Source organism: Motiliproteus sp. MSK22-1 (assembly GCF_001968815.1).
In the GTDB taxonomy this organism is placed as follows: Bacteria; Pseudomonadota; Gammaproteobacteria; order Pseudomonadales; family Balneatricaceae; genus Motiliproteus.
On sequence record NZ_MIEQ01000078.1, the window covers coordinates 17,301 to 38,296 of the forward strand.

At 48.0% G+C, this 20,996-nt stretch carries 18 protein-coding genes; 10 read left to right on the top strand and 8 right to left on the bottom strand.

The genetic code is table 11. The features are described 5' to 3' along the window. Positions 1-13 precede the first annotated feature (13 nt). From arsJ to ilvD, 5 genes are all read right to left on the bottom strand, one after another. Positions 14-1,294 (bottom strand): organoarsenical effux MFS transporter ArsJ, encoded by a 1,281-nt coding sequence (arsJ, locus tag BGP75_RS21600; RefSeq protein ID WP_076721005.1) that lies wholly within the window; start codon positions 1,292-1,294, stop codon positions 14-16. Between the two features lie 15 nt (positions 1,295-1,309). Continuing rightward, positions 1,310-2,317: an ArsJ-associated glyceraldehyde-3-phosphate dehydrogenase gene (locus BGP75_RS21605; protein WP_076721006.1), complete on the bottom strand. Its 1,008-nt coding sequence runs from the start codon at positions 2,315-2,317 to the stop codon at positions 1,310-1,312. A gap of 170 nt (positions 2,318-2,487) precedes the next feature. Beyond that, positions 2,488-2,835: a metalloregulator ArsR/SmtB family transcription factor gene (locus tag BGP75_RS21610; protein ID WP_076721007.1), complete on the bottom strand. Its 348-nt coding sequence runs from the start codon at positions 2,833-2,835 to the stop codon at positions 2,488-2,490. Positions 2,836-3,129: 294 nt separating this feature from the next. Then, the gene (gene trmB, locus BGP75_RS21615) at positions 3,130-3,822 is read right to left on the bottom strand and encodes a tRNA (guanosine(46)-N7)-methyltransferase TrmB (RefSeq protein ID WP_076721008.1); all 693 of its coding nucleotides are present in this window, start codon (positions 3,820-3,822) and stop codon (positions 3,130-3,132) included. A gap of 210 nt (positions 3,823-4,032) precedes the next feature. After that, positions 4,033-5,877 carry a dihydroxy-acid dehydratase gene (gene ilvD, locus BGP75_RS21620; protein ID WP_076721009.1) on the bottom strand — a complete coding sequence of 615 codons (1,845 nt, stop codon included), beginning with the start codon at positions 5,875-5,877 and terminating at the stop codon, positions 4,033-4,035. A gap of 279 nt (positions 5,878-6,156) precedes the next feature. Between ilvD and BGP75_RS21625 the strand changes: the two genes are divergently transcribed. The 7 genes from BGP75_RS21625 to BGP75_RS21655 all read left to right on the top strand — a co-directional run bounded on the left by BGP75_RS21625 (position 6,157) and on the right by BGP75_RS21655 (position 12,937). After that, entirely contained in the window at positions 6,157-6,942 is a 786-nt protein-coding gene (locus tag BGP75_RS21625; RefSeq protein ID WP_076721010.1) for an IclR family transcriptional regulator, read from the top strand. 197 nt (positions 6,943-7,139) lie between these two features. Continuing rightward, a complete protein-coding gene (locus BGP75_RS21630; RefSeq protein WP_076721011.1) occupies positions 7,140-7,802 on the top strand; it encodes a Crp/Fnr family transcriptional regulator in 663 nt (220 codons plus the stop codon). Positions 7,803-7,909: 107 nt separating this feature from the next. After that, positions 7,910-8,110, top strand: coding sequence for a DUF2892 domain-containing protein (locus BGP75_RS21635; protein ID WP_076721012.1), 201 nt, complete (start codon positions 7,910-7,912; stop codon positions 8,108-8,110). Positions 8,111-8,629: 519 nt separating this feature from the next. Continuing rightward, positions 8,630-9,028, top strand: a complete 399-nt coding sequence (locus BGP75_RS21640) for an acyl-CoA thioesterase (protein WP_076721013.1) — start codon at positions 8,630-8,632, stop codon at positions 9,026-9,028. An 84-nt stretch (positions 9,029-9,112) separates the two neighbouring features. Beyond that, positions 9,113-10,792, top strand: a complete 1,680-nt coding sequence (locus BGP75_RS21645; RefSeq protein ID WP_076721014.1) for a class II aldolase/adducin family protein — start codon at positions 9,113-9,115, stop codon at positions 10,790-10,792. Positions 10,793-10,946: 154 nt separating this feature from the next. Next, entirely contained in the window at positions 10,947-12,512 is a 1,566-nt protein-coding gene (gene lsrK / locus BGP75_RS21650) for an autoinducer-2 kinase (protein ID WP_076721015.1), read from the top strand. 50 nt (positions 12,513-12,562) lie between these two features. Next, entirely contained in the window at positions 12,563-12,937 is a 375-nt protein-coding gene (locus tag BGP75_RS21655) for a cupin domain-containing protein (RefSeq protein WP_076721016.1), read from the top strand. A gap of 101 nt (positions 12,938-13,038) precedes the next feature. On the opposite strand, the gene uvrD is transcribed toward BGP75_RS21655, so the two are convergent. The 3 genes from uvrD to BGP75_RS21670 all read right to left on the bottom strand — a co-directional run bounded on the left by uvrD (position 13,039) and on the right by BGP75_RS21670 (position 16,973). Continuing rightward, positions 13,039-15,243 carry a DNA helicase II gene (gene uvrD, locus BGP75_RS21660; protein ID WP_076721017.1) on the bottom strand — a complete coding sequence of 735 codons (2,205 nt, stop codon included), beginning with the start codon at positions 15,241-15,243 and terminating at the stop codon, positions 13,039-13,041. Positions 15,244-15,419: 176 nt separating this feature from the next. Continuing rightward, complete coding sequence (locus BGP75_RS21665; protein WP_076721018.1) at positions 15,420-16,391, bottom strand: homoserine kinase; 972 nt, start codon at positions 16,389-16,391, stop codon at positions 15,420-15,422. 270 nt (positions 16,392-16,661) lie between these two features. Further along, positions 16,662-16,973 (bottom strand): DUF2782 domain-containing protein, encoded by a 312-nt coding sequence (locus BGP75_RS21670; RefSeq protein ID WP_076721019.1) that lies wholly within the window; start codon positions 16,971-16,973, stop codon positions 16,662-16,664. A gap of 219 nt (positions 16,974-17,192) precedes the next feature. Between BGP75_RS21670 and polA the strand changes: the two genes are divergently transcribed. The 3 genes from polA to BGP75_RS21685 all read left to right on the top strand — a co-directional run bounded on the left by polA (position 17,193) and on the right by BGP75_RS21685 (position 20,941). Next, positions 17,193-19,949, top strand: a complete 2,757-nt coding sequence (gene polA, locus BGP75_RS21675) for a DNA polymerase I (RefSeq protein WP_076721020.1) — start codon at positions 17,193-17,195, stop codon at positions 19,947-19,949. A gap of 135 nt (positions 19,950-20,084) precedes the next feature. After that, positions 20,085-20,291, top strand: a complete 207-nt coding sequence (locus BGP75_RS21680; RefSeq protein WP_076721021.1) for a hypothetical protein — start codon at positions 20,085-20,087, stop codon at positions 20,289-20,291. A gap of 92 nt (positions 20,292-20,383) precedes the next feature. Continuing rightward, the gene (locus BGP75_RS21685) at positions 20,384-20,941 is read left to right on the top strand and encodes a glycine zipper 2TM domain-containing protein (RefSeq protein WP_076721022.1); all 558 of its coding nucleotides are present in this window, start codon (positions 20,384-20,386) and stop codon (positions 20,939-20,941) included. Positions 20,942-20,996 lie beyond the last annotated feature (55 nt).

The window sequence follows — 20,996 nt, forward strand, 5'->3', positions numbered from 1 at the left end:
AGTATCGAACAAGTTAAGAGAGTTCATGCCGAGGCAGTTTTAAAGAAATCAAAGCTGTCAGTAATAAGAAAGCAGATGAAACCCATAGACAAAGAATGAGACCTTGGCTCTGAAATAGCCAACCGGACAGTACAGTGCCAATCAACCGGCCCATTGCGTTGGCCATGTAGTAGAAGCCTATATCCAGCGACACTCCGTCCTCTTTGGCATAAGAGACGATAAGAAAGCTGTGCAACGATGAGTTGACGGCAAACAACAGGCCGAAAATAAGCAGGCCTACGATAATTACGATGTCAATGCTAAGGCCAAACGATTCTCCCTGCTGGCTAAGCCACGGCTCGCTCATCATTATTGTGATTAGGGTTATTGCGATTAAAGCAGGTATCAGGGCTAACACTAAGGCCCAGCTAAAAGCTGACCGACCGTCAGGTACCTGACCCGACCGCTTTCCTGTCAGTCTAGGAGCAAATGCCTGAATGACCCCATAGCCGATAATCCAAAGAGCCAGAAATCCCCCGACATTGGTGTGTTCCCAGCCCAGTTCTGTGCTCAGGAAAACCGGCAAGGCGATAACAAACCAAACATCACGGGCTCCAAACAAAAAAAGACGCGCGCCAGATAAGCTGTTGACTGCGTAGCTCTTGGAAAAAATATCACTGAATTTGGTCTTTCGTGTAATCTTTCCAAGGCCTTTTTTCAACATCAGCATACTGCTTATCAGAACTAAGGATAGGGCTGTGGCCATGGCAATAAGAGTGTTTTGAAAACCCAGTCCCGTTAATAGAGCACCTCCGAGAAAGAAGCCTGCGCCTTTTAGTGTATTCTTAGAGCCGGTCAGCACTGCCACCCATTTATAGAGGGTGCTTTGACTGCTGCTTCCTGCCAGCAGTTTAATGCTGCTTTTGGCACTCATTTTATTCAGGTCTTTAGCGACCCCTGACAGGGCCTGCGCTGCCATGACATAGGGAATACTGAGCAGCTCTGAAGGCACAGTCAGCATTGCCAGTGCGATGATCTGCATAGCTAAACCGATGTTCATGGTGTGATTGAGTCCGATATGGGCTCCCAGCCAGCCCCCTACCAGGTTGGTGATAACGCCAAATATCTCATAGAATAGAAATAGCATGGCGATAGCTAAGGGCGAATAGCCCAGTTGGTGAAAATGCAGCACTACCAACATGCGCAGAGCACCATCAGTGAGGGTGAAGGCCCAATAATTACCGGTTACAAGTAAGTACTGACGACTATCGACAGTGTCAGGGCTCTGTTGATTTAAATCATCTGCAGTGGTCATCGGGCGATTGTTCTCTTAAATTCCCGCCAAAGCGATTTTACGTGCCAACTCTACCGTACGAGTGGCATAGCCCATTTCGTTGTCGTACCAGGCATAGAGTTTGACCAGGGTATTATTCACCACACGGGTAAATGAGGCGTCAAGCACGCCTGAACGGTTATCACTTCGATAATCAATGGATACCAGAGGTCGCTCCTCGTAACCGAATATATTGTGGAGTTCTGCCTTTGCTGCGTTCTTGAATAGATCGTTTACTTCATCAACAGTGGTTTTCCGTTCCAGCTCGAATTGCGCATCCGTCATAGAGGCGTTAGCGAGAGGAACCCTGACGGCGTGTCCGTCCAGCCGACCTTTCAATTCTGGATAGATTTCCATAATTGCCGTTGCTGAGCCTGTTGTGGTGGGGATCAGTGACATACCGCAGGCCCGAGCACGACGCAGATCCTTGTGGGGTTGGTCCAGGATACTCTGGGTATTGGTTATGTCGTGAATGGTGGTAAAGGCTCCGTGCCGAATCCCGATTGCTTCATGAATCACCTTAACCATCGGTGCCAGGCAGTTGGTTGTGCAGGAGGCGGCTGTGACAATTGGATGTTTTTCGGGATCATATAGATAATCATTAACCCCCATGACTACATTGAGTACATTGGGTTCCTTAACCGGGGCCGTTACAACAACACGCTTAACCCCTTGCTCAAGATAGCCATTTAGAAGCTCTGTACTCTTGAATTTCCCGCTAGCTTCTATAACCAGATCACAGCCGGACCAATCTGTTTCGCCGATATTTTTATTGGCCGTCAGTCGCAGCGATTGTCCATCGATTAGTAATCGTTCCCGATCGCTGGTTGCTTCCTGATTCCAGCGTCCGTGAACCGAGTCAAAATTCAGCAGGTGGGCGAAGGTGGCTGCATCTCCACCGGGATCGTTGATCTGGACAAATTCCAGCTCAGGCCAGCTCCAGGCTGCGCGTAAGACAAGCCGTCCCATACGTCCAAAACCATTGATACCGACTTTGATCGTCATTTCAATATCTCCTCTTCTACTGTTTCCTTAAATGAGAAGGCAGTCATCTCTGAATAAAATCTCTTAATAAATAGGAAATTACCGTTTTGTTACATCGATTAGTACCGAACGACTTGTTCATAGGTTCCATAGGTAATAAACGACTTCCTGTTGGTTATAGCTCGCTTGAATTAACAGCAAATGGCTTGCCGCTCTGGTCGCTCGCCCATTTGTTTCAGTCGGACTTGATCCTGGTTTATCTGGCTAGGGTGAGCAGTGGCAGTCAGATGCAGAATGTTTCGGGTCCAGTCGTCCAATTGCGGATGAAGCTGGTAATAGACCCATTGGCCATGACGGCTGTCCTGCAATAACTGGCAGCTACGAAGCTGTGATAGATGGCGCGATATCTTCGGTTGCGACAAATTCAGTGCTGCAGCAATTTCACAGACGCACAGTTCGCCTTCGGCAAAGATCAACAACAGGGTTCGGAGCCTGGTTTCGTCAGACAGGCATTTGAAAATAGCTGAAGGCTGGAACATATGGCATCCTTCGAATCATGTATTTATATAGATATACGGATATCCATATATTTTATTCGAATGATTGCAATTAGTCTCTACTTTGAATCGCGTATTTCTCAGAGCAGGCTATTTAGTGACAGCAATGAAAATCCAGTATGTGGCTGTTTTTGACTGAATTCTGTGCTTGGATGTTCCAAGGTGCAGCGAGCAATCTGTAAAGATAATGCTCACCACAATCCTAAGGAGCTATGGTTAATGATTTTTATCCACAGGCGGTTAAATTCACCCGGCAGATCGAATCGTTATGTCGAGTTACTCACAACGCTCAAAGACCAAATCCCAGACGCCGTGTCCAAGCTTTTCACCCCGGCGCTGGAATTTGGTGTCAGGGCGGGATTGAGGTTGTGGGGAGTAGCCTCCTGGGCCGGCTTGATTGCAATAACCTTCAGCCTCGGTCATGACTTCCATCATGTGCTCAGCGTAAGGTTCCCAGTCGGTGGCCATATGAAAGTTACCGCCAATTTTGAGTTTGGCTCTTAGCTTTTGAGCGAATTCCGGTTGTACCATACGGCGCTTGTGGTGTTTCTTTTTTGGCCAGGGATCAGGGAAGAACAGTTGCACCGAGTCCAGGCTTTCGTCCGGGATGCAGTGTTCAAGTACTTCCAGTGCATCTTCCCGAAAAACCCGGACGTTTTTAAGACCTGCTTTAGTGACATTGTTTAACAAGCGGCCAACGCCGGGCTCATGAACTTCTATGCCAATAAAGTTTTTTTCCGGAGCGGCTTCGGCCATGGCAAGGAACGAATCTCCCATACCAAAGCCAATTTCCAACACGATGGGAGCCTGACGACCGAATAGTTCTGCGTAATTCAGGGAACCGTCTTTAATATTTACCCCCAGAACTGACCACTGCTCCTCCAACGCTTTTTCCTGGCCAGGAGTCATACGCCCAGCGCGTTTAACGAAGGTGCGGATGGTCCGCATGTGCTTGCTGTCTTCAGTCATGGATCTCGTAGCTCGTATCTGGTGCCTATGTTTCCAAGTAAGTTCGGGTTAACAGAGGTCTTTACAGGTGCCATTTTCAGATGTTCTTTATCAAAGAACATTAAAGAATGTTTTTGTGGCGGCGCATTATATTGCTATGTCATTAAAATAACAAAAGGGGCTGCTCTTCAGCAGCCCCTTTTAAGCTTTTTTGACGCAGGTGGAAGTGACTTAGTCCAACAGACTAAGATCTCTGACAGCACCTTTATCGGCGCTGGTTGCCATCTTGGCGTAAACCTTCAGCGCTGCAGATACTTTACGCGGGCGCTCTTCTGCCGGTTTCCAGGCTTCTTTGCCCTTGGTGTCCATTACTGCTCGACGGTTGGCCAGCTCTTCGTCTGAAACAAGCACTTCAATGCTGCGATTGGGGATGTCGATACGGATACGATCTCCACTTTCAACCAAGCCGATAGCACCACCGGCAGCAGCTTCTGGTGAAACATGACCGATAGACAGACCGGAAGTGCCGCCGGAGAAGCGTCCGTCAGTCAACAGCGCGCATTCCTTACCGAGCCCTTTGGATTTCAGGTAACTGGTTGGGTAGAGCATTTCCTGCATGCCTGGTCCTCCACGAGGTCCTTCATAGCGAATAACAACAACATCACCGGATTTTACTTTACCGGCGAGAATATCTTCCACCGCCTGGTCCTGGCTTTCGCAAATATAAACAGGCCCTTCAAATTTCCAGATGCTTTCATCGACACCGGAAGTTTTCACGACACAGCCATCTTCAGCAATATTACCAAAGAGCACTGCGAGCCCTCCTTCCTGACTGAATGCGTGTTCTACTGAGCGAATACAACCGTTGGTGCGGTCATTATCCAGAGAACCCCAGCGAGCTGACTGTGAGAAGGCTACCTGGGTTGGAACGCCGCCAGGACCGGCCTTATAGAACTTCTTAATGGCCTCATCTTCGGTGGTCATTATGTCCCATTTCTCAATCGCCTCACCGAGTGTTGGCATATGCACAGTGGGTACGCTGGTATCCAGCAAACCGCCGCGATTGAGTTCAGCCAGAATTGCCATGATGCCGCCGGCTCGGTGGACATCTTCAATATGATACTTCTGATCATTTGGGGCAACTTTACAAAGATAAGGAATACGACGGGAAAGACGGTCCATATCCGCCATGCCAAAATCGACTTCCGCTTCCTGAGCCAGCGCCAGCAAATGGAGGATGGTATTGGTTGAGCCGCCCATGGCTATATCCAGGGTCATGGCATTTTCAAAGGCGGCCTTTGATGCAATAGAACGAGGCAGAACTGATTCATCGTCCTGCTCATAATAGCGCTTGGTGATTTCGACAATCTTTCGACCTGCTTCAAGGAATAGCTCCTCCCGGTCACCGTGTGTAGCGACTACTGTACCGTTACCTGGCAGAGATAGGCCCAGGGCTTCGGTCAGGCAATTCATGGAGTTAGCGGTGAACATACCAGAACAGGAACCACAGGTAGGACAGGCTGAACGCTCGACTTCGTTAACCAGTTCATCAGAAGCTTCATCGTCGGCTGCCAGTACCATTGCATCCACCAAATCAAGACCATGATCGATCAGTTTGGTCTTGCCCGCTTCCATCGGTCCGCCAGAAACAAAGATAACCGGAATGTTGAGACGCATTGCCGCCATCAGCATTCCCGGTGTGATCTTGTCACAGTTTGATATGCAGACCAGTGCATCAGCGCAGTGAGCGTTACACATATACTCGACAGAATCAGCAATAAGGTCCCGAGAAGGAAGGCTGTAGAGCATGCCGTCATGCCCCATGGCGATACCGTCGTCGACCGCAATGGTGTCAAACTCCTTGGCAACACCACCTGCTTTTTCGATCTCACGGGCAACTAGCTGTCCCAGGTCTTTCAGGTGTACATGTCCTGGGACAAACTGAGTGAAGGAGTTTGCAATGGCGATAATTGGTTTACTGAAATCTTCGTCTTTCATGCCGGTTGCGCGCCAGAGTGCACGGGCGCCGGCCATATTACGGCCCTGAGTGGTGGTATTGGAACGATAGGCAGGCATTGTGCTGGCTCTCCTCGAAACGGTTTATTTGATGGTAGCAGTCTATTTTAGCTCGCTCCTGGGTCAAGTCGCGAGATTCAGATAAGCCCTGACAGCCATTTCTTTATGTGATTTCTTTATGATTGTTATTTAATTCCACTATATGGAATGGTTTGCTTGAAGGATTCTAAAAAATTATTCTTTTAGAGTAATTAATATGGCTACTTTGAACCCTTGCTATTGCTTTTTCAATATCTCAGCTACACTGAAGGTCCATATTATGGTACACGGAGTTTTAGCATGGCGATTGTTCAGGGAACTCAATCAGTATCCAGAGCGCTAACGGTTCTGCGTGCTATTGCCGGTACCCGGGAAGCGGGAATGACGCTGGGAAAGTTAACCGCCTTAACTGGTTTGAACAAGCCGACAGCCCATCGTTTACTGCAGGTGTTGGTTCTGGAAGGCATGGTGGAAAAAGATCAACAGCTACAACGTTACTTTCTTGGGCCTGAGTGTCATGTTCTCGGCGTTATCGCCAGCAAACGTTTTGGTATAACTAAACTGGCAGAAGGAATTGTGACGGGAGTTGCCCAGTTTTGTGGTGATACTGCCTTTCTTTCGATTACCCACGGCTCCGAGTCTATTTGTGTTTTACGGGAGGATGGCGATTACCCGTTGAAAACTCATGCATTACAGCCCGGTACCCGACATCCGCTCGGCATTGTTGCAGGCGGTCTGTCGATACTTGCAGAGTTTACCGATGATGAAGTGGAGCGCTGTTTAAAGGTGAACGAAGAGCTTCTTTCAAAAAACTATTCACAATTCTCCACTGAGTTATTACGTAAAGAGGTTAAGGCAACACGGGAACGGGGTTATGCCGTAAACCAAGGCCTTTTGGTTCCGGGCTCCTGGGCAATTGCCGTCCCTGTTTATGGGGCTCATCGTGAAATTGCCGGGGCTCTGGGGATTGCAGCGGTTGAATCACGTTTACAGCAAGAGCGACAGGATGAACTGATTCCCAAATTAAAACAGGCAGCAAAGCGGCTTGAGGAATTGCTTCTCCAGTCGGAGAGAGCTTCAGCATGAAATCTGAAGGTGTTGAACTAAGATGTGTTGTCTTTCTTAGGTTCCTTGGCGTAAGTCAAAGATCAAGTCGCTGCTTCGGGTAATATTGATCGTGACTATGTTGACCCTTTAGCGGCTGGTGAGCAGGTTGAGAGAGCAAGCTAATTTGAGAACAAGAGTCAGAGCGTAATAATCAGTAATAAAGGATTAGAGCAATTATGGATCAGCTGCTGCAACAGCGTTTTCCAAGCCTGAGCCGGATAACCGATACTGTCGGACAAGAGGTCTTGTCTCAGGCAAGGCTACTGGAACTGCCTGCGGGCCAGGTTATATTCAGCCCAGGTGATCGCTGTGAAAATTATCTCCTGGTCGTCGAAGGTAGTGTCAAAGTACTTGGTCGCAGTGCTAATGGGCGTGAAATTATCCTGTATCGCATTGAAAACGCAGGCAGCTGTGTACTGACCACCAGCTGTTTGCTTAGCAAAGATGACTATGCAGCTGAGGGCATTACCGAAACCACAGTAAAAGCCTTTGCTATTTCCCGCGCTGCTTTTAAGCAGGGCTTGGAGCAGTCCGCTGGTTTTCGAGATTTTATTTTTGAGGCTTATGGAGAACGCTTGAGTGCATTGATTACCCTGATTCAGGAAGTGGCATTTGAGCGGATTGACTTGCGCTTGGCACGCTACCTTTGCAGTCAAGGGGTGAATCGTGTTGAGCTGCATTGTACCCATCAGGAACTGGCGACTGAATTAGGGTCGGCCCGTGAAGTGGTCAGCCGTCAGCTAAAGGCTTTTGAAAAACAGGGCTGGATTCGACTGGGGCGCGGGAGTATACAGCTGGATGATTTAAAGAGCTTACAAGCATTATCAGATAAAAATTAGACTCTTGAATATTAGTTTTGTCTTATGTGATATGATCACTGAACTTCTGTATGCCGTTTCATAGACTGGGATCAGTATTATTTGATATGGCCCATGAGGAGACTGTCATGCAGAAGAATATTGGTACAGCGGATCAGATTATCCGTATTGTTGTAGGTTTAGTATTAATTTCACTGGTCTTTGTTGGTCCCCAGACTATTTGGGGATGGGTTGGTGCGGTGGTTATTCTGATTGCCCTGTTTGGCTTCTGTCCTCTTTATAAGGTATTGGGATTCAGTAGCTGTTCGAAGTGCAAAGCTGATGGCTGATTGTGAGACTTATCCGTTTGGCGGAGCTTCCATTTATTCTTTGGGGTTGCAGCTAAGACAATAGCGGAACCTGGAAACGAGTCCATTCTGCCTCTGGCTTTCAGCGCATAAGAGATATGCTGTTCACTGACAGATAAGTGATAAAACCGCCTTTTGGCGGTTTTTCTGTTTGACTGGGCCGCAATGAAAAAACGTGATAACACCGCTGTACAGCGAAGCTCTAATCAAACTGATTTAACAATTCAAACCTTATCATTAAGTCTTATACTTAAAAGTAATAAGACCCTATACAAAGACTTAATATCCGGTTTCTGAAACAAATTAGGTAAGACTAAAGTCGTCTGTGCTGTGCTATGATCTGACCCACAAATTATGGGTCTGTTTTAGCTGTAATGAAGAAGGTTACGAACGAGTCTCCAGGGGCTGCAGAGAAATAAACGACTTATTCACAGGCCTCCTGACAATCGTGATAATCAGCTGACCTACTTAATTATCTCGTAAACATTGAGAATAATAACAATGGATATCATTGATGAATCCCCCCCGCCAGAGGGGTACTTAACCATACAATTGCCAGCCAGCAGTCGTGATACCAATATATTTGGTGACGTTAACGGGGGGTGGTTGTCCGCGCAGATGGTTCTGGCGGCAGAGACTCGTGCCGCGCAGATTGCGAAAGGGCGTATTGCTACGGTTTCTATTGGTACTATGGAGTTTGTTTCACCGGTATTGGTGGGGACCTTACTGAGTTTTTATACCGAAGTGGTGGAAACCGGAAACAGCTCTATTCGTATAAAAGTGGATGTCTGGGGACAGTGCTCGGATGGCCGCGAATTTAGAAAAATATCAGAAACCGAAACGGTACAGGTGGCGATTGATCTCAATGGGCATATTCGTGCTTTACCGGAAAACTGTTAAATAATGGTTAAACCCGCCTTTGTGATACTGGCGCAGCGTTGCCCTATTCAAAGATCAGAAGTCGCTTGAAAACAGGAAATCGGAATGGAAAGTTTGTGGAATGATCAGGATGCCCAGCAATATAAAAGCTTGAGAGCACTAAGGGTCTACAGCTCTCGACTATTGGGTTCGGATCCAAACCTGGTTCTGCATGGCGGTGGTAATACTTCAGTTAAAGAAACAGTTACTGATTTGTTTGGTGATGAGCAGCAAATACTGACCGTCAAAGGCAGTGGCTGGGACCTGGCTACCATTGAAGAGGCAGGGTTTGCACCGGTAGGCATGGAGTCGTTGCTGAAAATGGCAGAGTTGGATGAGCTGAGTGATCCGGATATGGTCAACGCTCAGCGCGCCGCAATGCTTGATCCATCCGCCCCTAACCCTTCTGTCGAAGCTATTCTGCACGCCATTATTCCGTTTACCTTTGTTGATCACAGCCATGCCGACGCGATTGTCACCATTACCAATACTCCTGATGGTGAGGCCCGAATTCGTCAAGCGTTGGGGGATAAGGTACTGGTGGTGCCTTATGTGATGCCGGGTTTTATTCTGGCAAAAACGATTCATGAGATGACTCGGGGTGTGGACTGGCAAGCCCTGGAAGGCATCGTTTTAATGAACCATGGCCTGTTTTCTTTCCACGATGATGCCAAAACCAGTTATGAGAAACATATCGAGTTGGTTACCCGTGCGGAACAGTATTTGATAGACCAGCATGCAGTGGTTGAGGTCGTTCCAACCCCATCAGAGACAGATTTACTGGCGTTGGCAAAAATTCGCAAAGCAGTGTCCAGGCATAAAGGACAGGCGGTATTTGCCCGGCTGAATCATTCAGATCTGGCGTTGAAATTTTCCACCCTTGAGTTTGAGAAGATACCTAATCCGGGACCTTTAACGCCTGAGCACGTTATTCGTACGAAGGCTTTTGGCGTTCAGTTATCTGCGACAGATGAGCTGGAAGATGGCTACGACACGCAGATTTGTCGCTATGTACAGCAGTATAAGGATTACTTCGAACAGCACAGTGATGGCGAAATTTGCCTTAATCCGGCTCCGAACTATGCCATTTGGAAGGGACAGGGCTCGATTGCCTTCGGTAAAAGTCAAAAAGAGACGGCAATTATTGAAGATCTTAATCAGCATACTTTTGAGGCGATCCTCAAAGCGGAAGCGATGGGCGGGTATCAGGCATTGGGGAATCAGGATCTTTTTGATATTGAATATTGGGAGCTGGAACAGGCGAAGCTGAAAAAATCGGGGGCCGCCCCCGCGCTTTGTGGTAAAACTATTCTTATTGCGGATGTTGATAATCTGTTCCGTCAAGCCTGTGTCGATCAGCTCAGACAGCTCGGTGCAGAAGTGTTTGTTTTTAATAACACCGGTGCTGAAATGAATGGGGACAGAACAGGGTCTGATAAGACCGGTTACAGGGAAACAATCATCATGGAAGCCGTTCGTCGTTGTGGCGGCCTGGATGCGCTGGTACTGAATATGGAATTAGAGGAAAGCCCCTTGTTGCTTGAAGCGTCTGATCTGTTCTTGCAACAAGGAATTGACCCGGCGGTATTGTTCCTTAATTCCGATGACAGGTGCAGTCCGGTCAGTGCAGGTATTCGTTCGAATTATATCCAGGGTTATCAGCAGGCTAATACTGACATTGTGGCTGAGTTGGCAACGGACCTGCTCTGTGATACTGCTGTCGATGGTGCTCGAATCAGTTTCTAATGCGGGCACTGAAATCTCAGAGGCAGAAGATTCATTTACCGTTTCAGGGCGATCATTGGTAACTAGCGACTAATCGCGACTGGTTGGTAACATCGGATACTTATCAACAACGTTGGACTTTAATCAAATAAAGTTGCCAGGAGACAATAGCGCTATGGATAGATATCTGATGACAATTGATGCGGGCACCGGTAGTGGCCGAGCATTGCTTTTTGATCTGCAAGGTAATGAAATTGCTATTGGGCAGCAGGAGTGGAGCCATCTGGCCGAAAAAGGTGTGCCCAACTCAATGGGGTTTGATTGTTCTGCTAACTGGGATCTACTCTGTCGTTGTATCAAGAAGGTACTTGCCGAAGCCAGGATTAAGGCAGAGCAGGTTGTAGCAGTTACTGCCACCAGTATGCGCGAAGGCATAGTGCTTTATGATCGAGATGGTAAAGAGCTTTGGGCTGTTGCGAATGTTGATGCCAGAGCTGATCAGCAAGTCAGAAATCTGAAACAGAAATTTCCGGGTATTGAAGAGCAGTTTTACCAGCGTTCGGGCCAGACCTTTGCCCTGGGGGCTTTGCCACGTTTGCTATGGGTTAAGGAAAATGAGCCGGACTGCTATCAACGGGCCGATAAGGTTTCGATGATCAGTGACTGGGTGCTGGCCCGGCTCAGTGGCACCATAGCAGCAGATCCGTCTAACGGTGGCACCACCGGTATTTTCAGTTTGGCAGAACGCCAGTGGCAACCTGAAATGGCACAGCAGGTTGGTTTAAATGCCAAGCTGTTCCCTCCTGTTTTTGAATCAGGGCAGGTGATTGGTGAAGTTACTCCGACGGCAGCAGCAGATTGTGGTTTAAAAACCGGGACTCCGGTCGTGATGGGAGGGGGCGATGTGCAACTGGGCTCTGCTGGCTTGGGTATCGTCAAACAGGGACAAAGTGCCGTACTGGGAGGTACCTTCTGGCAACAGGTCGTCAATATAGATGCAACGACAGCGCCACCCCAGGATATGCGTATCCGTGTAAATCCTCATGTTATAGACGGCTTGTCACAGGCGGAAGGGATTACCTTCTTTAGTGGTTTAACCATGCGTTGGTTTCGTGATGCTTTTTGTGGCGAAGAAGTAAAACTGGCGCAACAAAGGGGGATTGATCCCTATCTGGTGCTGGAAGAGATGGCTGAGCAGGTGCCTGTAGGCAGCCATGGTATTGTGCCGATCTTTTCTGATGCGATGAAGTATGGTCGTTGGTATCATGCCAGCCCATCTTTTTTGAATTTGTCCATTGATGCCAGCGTCTGTAATAAAGCCAGTATGTTCAGAAGCCTGCAGGAAAATGCCTGTATTGTTTCAGCAATCAATCTACAGGCGATATCAGATTTCAGTGGATATGACAGTGATAGCATTGTGTTTGCTGGAGGAGCGAGCAAAGGTTTTTTGTGGCCGCAGATTTTGGCAGATGTTACGGGTAAAAACGTGTGCATTCCAAAAATTAGAGAGGCTACAGCACTGGGTGGTGCCATGACGGCAGCGGTCGGTATTGGCTTGTATGGCAGCATTAGTGAAGTTGCTGAACAATGGGTGGCATGGGATAAGCAGTACCAGCCAAATTTGGCAAATTACCAAAAATACAGTGAAGTAAAGGAACGCTGGCTGGATCTCTACCAACGACAGCTTAGGTTGGTGGATGAAGGCCTGACAACGTCTATGTGGAAGGCTCCTGGACTTTAAACTTGTTAAAAGAACAGCGATAGCAGTAAACAGTTTTAAGGAAAATAGCGATGTACCTGACTAATGAAAGTGAGCATGAATACCGTTTTGGTGATTATGGTCCCAAATATCTGACCGTTGGTCCCAAAGTCGATACAGGGGTGGTGGTTATTACACCCGGTGAAACACATCCCTGCCATAAACACAGTATTCAGGAAGAGTCATTTTTGGCTCTGGAAGGCGAGTGTGCTGTTTATGTGGATGGTGAGAAAGTGGTTTTAAAAGCCGGAGATTATCTGCGCTGTGAACCGGGCGAATCACATCTGTTCAGAAATGAGGGGGATGTTAATTTTAAAGCGGTATTCACTAAAGCTCCCCATCTGGAAGAGAAAGACAGCGTTTATATTGATTGGGAGCCAGGGCGTCCGTTTCCAAAAGAGTCTTAGTTCTCATTTGGTGCAGGGTGAGATCCTAAAGGCTGCGGGCTAATTGTGTTAGCAGGCAGCCATAAATAGGGTAATGTCAGGGAAATCGTAAACTATTTCGATCAGACGGCTTCAAGCTTAGCGTAGGACACTACCAGCCATTTGGTTCCTTCAGAATCAAAGTTAACCTGTACCCGGGCATTAGCCCCCTGCCCTTCGTAGCTCAGTACCACACCCTCACCAAAGATCTTGTGCAACACTCTCTGTCCGAGCATCAGCCCTGTTTCGGGAATTTCGGAGCCAGCAAAACCAGCACTTTTATTCTGTGAAAGTTGCCCTTGACGACCAAAACTCACCGGTCGGCTGAACTGTGTTTTCAGTCGCACTTCTTCCATCAATTCTGCGGGCATTTCCTGAATAAAACGAGAGGGGCGATTATAGTTGTCCTGGCCGTGTAATCGGCGTGATTCGGCATAGGTTACGTAGAGCTTCTGCATTGCTCGGGTTATACCCACATAGCAGAGTCGGCGTTCTTCTTCCAAGCGCCCTGGCTCTTCCAGAGACATCTTGTGAGGGAATAATCCTTCCTCCATTCCTACCAGAAAGACTAAAGGAAACTCCAGCCCCTTAGCGGAGTGCAACGTCATTAACTGGACGCTGTCTTCATGCTCATCAGCCTGTGCATCGCCCGCATCCAGAGCAGCCTGATCCAGAAATGCTGACAATATGGCGATTTCCTGCTCCTGCTCCTGTCGCTCCCAGGTGTTTGCAAACTGACGGGCGGCGCTGACCAGTTCCTCAAGGTTCTCAATACGGGTCTGAGCCTTTTCGCCCTTTTCTTTCAGGTGATGCTCAATTAACCCGCTATGACGAATGACATGTTCAGTTTGTTCATGGAGAGGGAGGTTTCGACTCTCTTCATCCAGTCGCTCAATCAGATCGATAAATGCCTGTAAAGCGTTAGATGCGCGGGCCGGAAGCATCTTCTGGGCGATAACCGCATGGGCTGCTTCCCAGAGGCTGAAACCTTCAGCGCGGGCATGGCGTCTGACAATATCTACAGTTTTGGTGCCAATGGCCCGGGTCGGCACGTTAATGACCCGTTCGACCGCCGTGTCATCCAAGCGGTTTCCTACAAGCCTGAGATAACTTAGGGCATTCTTGATCTCCAGGCGTTCGTAGAAACGTTGGCCTCCGTAGATGCGGTAAGGCACTCCGGAGCGGATCAGTGCTTCTTCCAGAACTCGGGACTGGGCATTTGAGCGGTAAAGAATAGCGCTATCGGCACGCAGGTTTTTTTCTTTGGTCCAGTCAGTAATTTTATTAACAACAAAACGAGCTTCATCCTGCTCATTGAAACCGGAGTAAAGAGAAATCGGATCTCCCTCCTGACCCTGAGTCCAGAGTTCTTTTCCTAAACGGCCCTGGTTATTGGCAATCAGATGGTTGGCTGCTTTCAGAATTGTGTTGGTGGAGCGGTAATTCTGTTCCAGCTTTACCACCAGAGTATCGTTGAAATCCTGGCTGAATTGCTGAATGTTTTCGATTTTGGCTCCGCGCCAACCATAGATCGATTGGTCATCATCACCCACAACCATCATCTTTCCTGTGTTTCCTGCCAGGACTCTCAACCACGCATATTGGATACTGTTGGTATCCTGAAACTCGTCCACCAGGATATGTTGGAAGCGTTGTTGGTAGTGCGCCAGGACTTGGGGCTTTTGCAGCCAGAGTTCATGGGCCCGCAGCAGTATTTCTCCAAAATCGACCAGACTCGAACGGTTACAGGTTTGTTCGTAGAGTTCGTAGAATGCAATCATGGTGCGCTGGTAGGCGTTACCGTGATGCTCCAGGTGTCGCGCCCTGAGACCTTCATCTTTCTGGCCATTGATAAACCACTGTAGTTGCTTCGGTTGCCAGTTATTGTCATCCAGATTCATTTCTTTCATTAACCGTTTTACCAATCGGAGTTGGTCATCGGAATCAAGAATCTGAAAATTCTGCTGAAGGCCTGCATCTTGCCAGTGGGCTCTGAGTAATCGATGGGCAAGGCCATGAAAAGTACCTACCCACATCCCGTAAGGGTTGAGTCCCAGCATCTCTTCGATGCGGCCGCGCATTTCTTTGGCAGCCTTATTGGTGAAGGTAACCGACATAATGCTATGGGGAGATACCTGCTCAGTATGAATCAGCCAGGCGATTCTGTGCACCAATACACGGGTTTTACCACTACCCGCGCCTGCCAGTACCAGCAAGTTTGTTGGGGGGGCAGCCACGGCCTCACGTTGGGCTTGGTTTAGACCGTCGAGAATTGGGGAAACATCCATGGGAGTCCTTTGAGCAGGCTTGAATCAAAAGCTGGGATTATACGTCTTTGAGGTCTGAGGTGCGATCTGTTCGGATCAGAGCTTTCTAGCTTATGCTATGAGTAGTGACTATAAGCAAATAACAGCGAAGGTTAACTGATTCAGTCAACCTTCTGGAGACTGTCTAAGGTGCTGGTCTAAGATACTGGTAGCTCAGCAGTGTTGGCGATATGAGCGAGCAGAATTCGTCGACATTCTTCTGGATTTTTGATGACTTGGTCTCCTTCATAGCGATTTTCCCCAAGTCCGTGCAGGCTGATCAGGCGAGATAACCAGAATCGCATGGCGGCGGTGCGTAACAAAACGGGCCAGGCCTTATCTTCATTCGCTTCAAAGGGGCGCTGTGCTGCATAAGCATTGAGCAGAGCGTCGAGTCGCAATGAATCCATGCTGCCATCTGCTTGAACACACCAATCGTTAACGACTATGGCGAGGTCATACAGCAGGTAACCTGTGCTGGCATTGTAGAGATCAATAATGCCCTGTAGCTGGTTATTCTCGAACAGTGCGTTATCGTGAAACAGATCCCCATGGATAATGCCACTGGGAAGATCCCAGGGCTGCTCCCTTAGTTCGTCGAACAGTTCGACCTCCTGACGCAGGAGTTCTGCATCTTCAGTACTTAGATAGGACGCTATGTTTTTGGATTCTCTGCGCCACCAGAAAACACCACGATGGGCTTGGCGGTTAAGATAAAAATCTCTGCCGACCTGATGCATTCGTGCTAGTGCATCGCCTATCTGAGAGCAGTGATGGGGTGTGAGTTGCGTAACCTGGGAGCCGGGAAAGCGTGGCAACAACAGAGCAGGCCGTTGGCTCAGGTTTTTAAGAGCAATACCGTTTTGATCTTTTAGTGGAGCCGGAACGGGAATACCTTTGTTTGCCAGAAAACCGGTCAATTCAACAAAGAACGGCATCTCATCCTCTGAGAGTTCTTCAAACAGAGTCAAAACGAATTGTTTCTCGCTGTTGGACTGGCGAGTGGTAACGAAATAGTTAGTGTTTTCGATCCCTCCCTCGATGCCTTGGTAAGAAACCAGTTCACCCAGGTTAAACTCGGCCAGTAGCGTCTTGACGTCAGTCTCAATCAGTTGTGTATATACAGCCATTCACGTTTTCCAGTTTTTTGTCCACAAGGGATCTGTCCACAAGGGCATTCACAAAAGCCATCGATATGAGAACCCACAATAGCGAACGCTCGTGCTAATTGTCATCGCTCTATTATCATTAGTCTAGTGAGGTCTGCCTGACCCATTGCGACCTCTTTAATCGATTAAAAGACCCGCTCGTAGCAAGCCAGGGCTATTTTTATAGCGTTTGCAGCTATTGCCAGACAGATCCAGTAGAGTTTGGCGATAGAGCCAGCTGAAAATCGTTGACTACCAGCGCAGCAAAATCCACTTGGGTACTAAGAGCTGTGAGCGATCCAGTCGAATATAGCCGTCATGCCCCTTCGAAGGGACCAGATAGTAAGGCTTGCCGACAGAAGGGACAACCTTGATTTCCACCACTTCGCCATTAACGATGTAATCATAGTAAACTTCACCTTCAGTGCCTTTACGGATGGTGACTTCTGGTTCTTCTTGGCTGTAATGGGGTTCAGATGCGTAATCGGGGTCAGCAGCCTGGACAGAATTGAAGCCCAATGCCATCAGTGGGACGAATAGCCAGGGTATTAGTTTAATATTCATAGGTCATTCTCTGTTCGTTAAATTTCCGGAGCCATTAATTGACCCAGGATATATTTGTTTTTCCTACTGTTATTCTAGTCTTGGGTTAAACTCGACAACAACATGAAGCAATCAAAAAGCTGATCAATATCATTCCTTTCCTGCTTTTAGTCTTCGGATTTATTATCATGGGGCTTTTTGACAACCTTTTCATCCAGCCCTAAGTGGGAAACCAACACAATGACTGAACAGTCCGCCAACCTTCCCGTTATTTTAGTCGATGGCTCTTCTTATCTGTATAGAGCATTCTTTGCTTCTCAACAGGCAGATTTGCGTAACTCTGAAGGGTTTCCCACGGGGGCTGTCCGGGTGGTGACCAGCATGCTGCGTAGCCTGCTAAAGCAGTATCCAGAAAGTCCGGTGATGGTGATTTTTGATGCCAAAGGTAAAACCTTTCGCGATGATATTTTTCCTGAGTATAAAGCCAACCGCCCTTCCATGCCGGATGACTTAAGAGTACAGATCGAGCCCATACATGACATTATCCGGGCGATGGGACTGCCACTGGTTGCTGTGGAGGGAGTCGAAGCTGATGATGTAATAGGTACCCTGGCGCGACAAGCGAGCAGTGCCAAACGCCATACCCTGATCTCTACCGGCGATAAGGATATGGCCCAGTTGGTGGACGAACACGTCAACCTGATCAACACCATGACTGATACCCATATGGATCGGGATGGAGTGATAGAGAAGTTCGGTATTCCACCGGAATTGATTATCGACTTTCTGGCACTGATGGGAGACAAGGTCGATAACATTCCAGGTGTCCCGGGGGTCGGAGAAAAAACAGCCTTAGGCCTTCTGCAAGGTTTGGGCAGCATCAAAAATATCTATGAGAATCTGGATAAAGTGGCTGAGCTTGGCTTCCGTGGTGCTAAAACCATGGCAAAAAAACTGGAGGCCCATCGGCAAGATGCGGATCTCTCATATACCTTGGCTACCATAAAGACTGATGTTGAACTGGAGCTGGGTATTGAGGACATTCAACGGGCAGAGGCTGATAAAGAACAACTGAGAACATTGTTTAGCCGGTTTGAATTTCGCAGCTGGCTTAAAGAGTTGGACTCAGTGTCAGCTATCGAAGACGGGCCTGACTCTGAGAGTGATTTGGTTCCAACGGCACCGACAAATATCAGTTACGACACTATTCTGACCACAGGAGCCCTGCAGGGATGGCTTCAGCGTTTGGAACATGCAGAACAGTTTGCTTTCGACACAGAAACTACCAGTCTGGACTATATGGAAGCCGAGCTGGTGGGGGTATCGTTTGCTGTAGAAGTAGGAAAGGCCGCTTATGTGCCTTTGGCTCATGATTATGTTGGAGCGCCCGAACAGCTGGATAGGGAGCTTGTGCTGGGCTTACTGAAGCCGTTGCTGGAAGATCCTCAACGGGCCAAGGTTGGTCAGCATCTTAAATACGACAAAAACGTATTAGCCCGTTACGACATTGATCTGCAGGGGATTGCTTATGACACCATGCTTGAATCCTACGTACTGAACTCAACAGCAACCCGGCACGATATGGATAGTTTGGCGGAGTTTTATTTAGATCAGAAGACCATCCATTTTGAAGAGATTGCCGGCAAGGGTAAAAAGCAGCTGACGTTTAATCAGATCGATCTGGAGCAGGCTTCACCCTATGCGGCTGAAGATGCCGATATTACCTTACGGCTACATCAGACATTGAAAGCGAAGTTGGACAAAGAACCTAAATTGCTGGCTGTTTTTGAGTCATTGGAGCGACCGCTGATTCCGGTACTATCAAAAATAGAGCGGCATGGTGCGTTAATCGATGCGACGATGCTCGGCAACCAGAGTATAGAGATCGCTAATCGCCTTGTTGAGCTGGAACGAGAAGCTCATGAGTTGGCTGGAAACCCCTTTAACCTTAGCTCTCCTAAACAGCTGCAGGTGATTCTGTTCGAAGAGTTGAAATTACCGATAATCAAAAAAACCCCTAAGGGAGCACCTTCTACGGCTGAAGAAGTACTGGTTGAGCTGGCTCAGGACTACCCTTTGCCAAAACTAATACTCGAACACCGCAGCCTCAGTAAGCTCAAATCAACCTATACCGATAAACTGCCCTTGATGATCAAGCCGTGTTCGGGCCGTGTTCATACTTCTTACCATCAAGCGGTGGCAGCCACAGGACGACTGTCGTCGACAGATCCCAATTTACAGAATATACCCGTGCGTACTACAGAGGGGCGTCGTATCCGCCAGGCATTTATTGCGCCTGAAGGTTACAAAATTGTAGCGGCCGATTATTCCCAGATAGAGCTGCGCATTATGGCTCATTTGTCACAGGATAAGGGGCTACTGGATGCCTTTGCCCATGGTGAGGATATCCACAGGGCCACTGCGGCTGAAGTCTTTAAAGTAGACCTTGAAGCCGTTAGCAGTGATCAGCGGCGAAGTGCCAAAGCGATAAACTTCGGACTGATCTATGGGATGTCTGCTTTTGGTTTAGCTAAGCAACTTGGTATTTCCCGTAAAGATGCGGCTCGCTATATTGAGCACTATTTTGAGACTTATCCCGGTGTTCAGAATTATATGGATGAAATCCGTACCAGTGCGGCTGAAGAGGGGTATGTAGAAACGCTCAGAGGGCGTCGACTGTATCTACCGGAGATTAAGTCTCGAAATGCTATGCGCCGCCAGGCGGCCGAACGAACGGCGATCAACGCACCCATGCAAGGTACTGCTGCTGATATTATTAAGCAGGCCATGCTTGATGTCGATGCCTGGCTGGCTGGCAGTCATTTGGATGCCAATATGATCATGCAGGTTCATGATGAATTGGTTTTTGAAGTAAAAGAGACTGACCTTGCTGCTTTTAAAGATCAGGTTGTTAAAGTGATGGCAGGAGCCGCAGAACTGGATGTTCCGCTGCTGGTAGAGGCAGGTGAAGGCGACAATTGGGAACAAGCTCACTAGGTGATATAAATCACTTGTTGTCTCCAAGCATATAACTGAATGATCTAAACAGTGAATCTGCAGTTGACTATTTTTTAACCTATACTAAACAGTACCCCGGTAGTGATCTGGGGTCGACATGTAAATAAGAGAGCCATGTCATTCTCGACAATTGGTGCCATCGCAAGTGGCTTTCAAACAACAATGCATGTCCAGTTAGGCCCTATTGATCGCTCCCCTTCCGACTTAGGGCCTTTTTTTCGTCTGGATATTTGTTCTGCAATTGTTTTATCGGATGTTCACCCTCTATCGGAAAGCTGGCTTAAAGTCCCCTGCGGACCCGCTGAAATGGAAGAAATATGAATTGTTATCCAAGAGGGTAGCGCCATTCAGATTTCATTCAGACAGACTGTTTTATGCTGATCTCAAAATGAGGCACATACAAGGAGTCCATCATGATTAAGCAAGTGATAACTGGTCTGATGATTACAGGGCTGAGCTGCAGCCTGGCGTTGGCCGATGGTCATGGAGGCTATAGTAAGCATCATGGAAAAGGACGTATCGATCATGCACGGGTGCTTAATGTTGACCCCATTACAGAAACGCTGACACACAGAGTACCGACAGAGACCTGCTGGACTGAACGTGTCCGCTATGAGGACCGACGTGATCATTCTTATACCCCTTCGATCATTGGCGGTATCCTTGGCGCTGCAGTAGGTAACAGTCTTGGCCATAAACGTCATAAGACAAACCGCGCGATAAAAGCGGTTGCACTAGGTGCGCTGGGTGCATCGATTGGTAACGAAATAAGCAGAAACCACAGTAGAGGTACCAGTGTTTCCTATCGTAATGAGGAACGTTGTGAGGTTAGCTACGATACCAGTTACGAAGAGCGAGTTGTTGGCTATGATGTGACCTACCGTTACCGAGGCGAGACATATCATACCAAGATGGACTATGATCCCGGTAATAAGATTCGTGTTCGGGTTAACGTACGACCGGTCATGTAGACTGATTTATTAGTAGATTGCAGCGTTTTCACTTGGGTAAGGCTGGAATTATTAG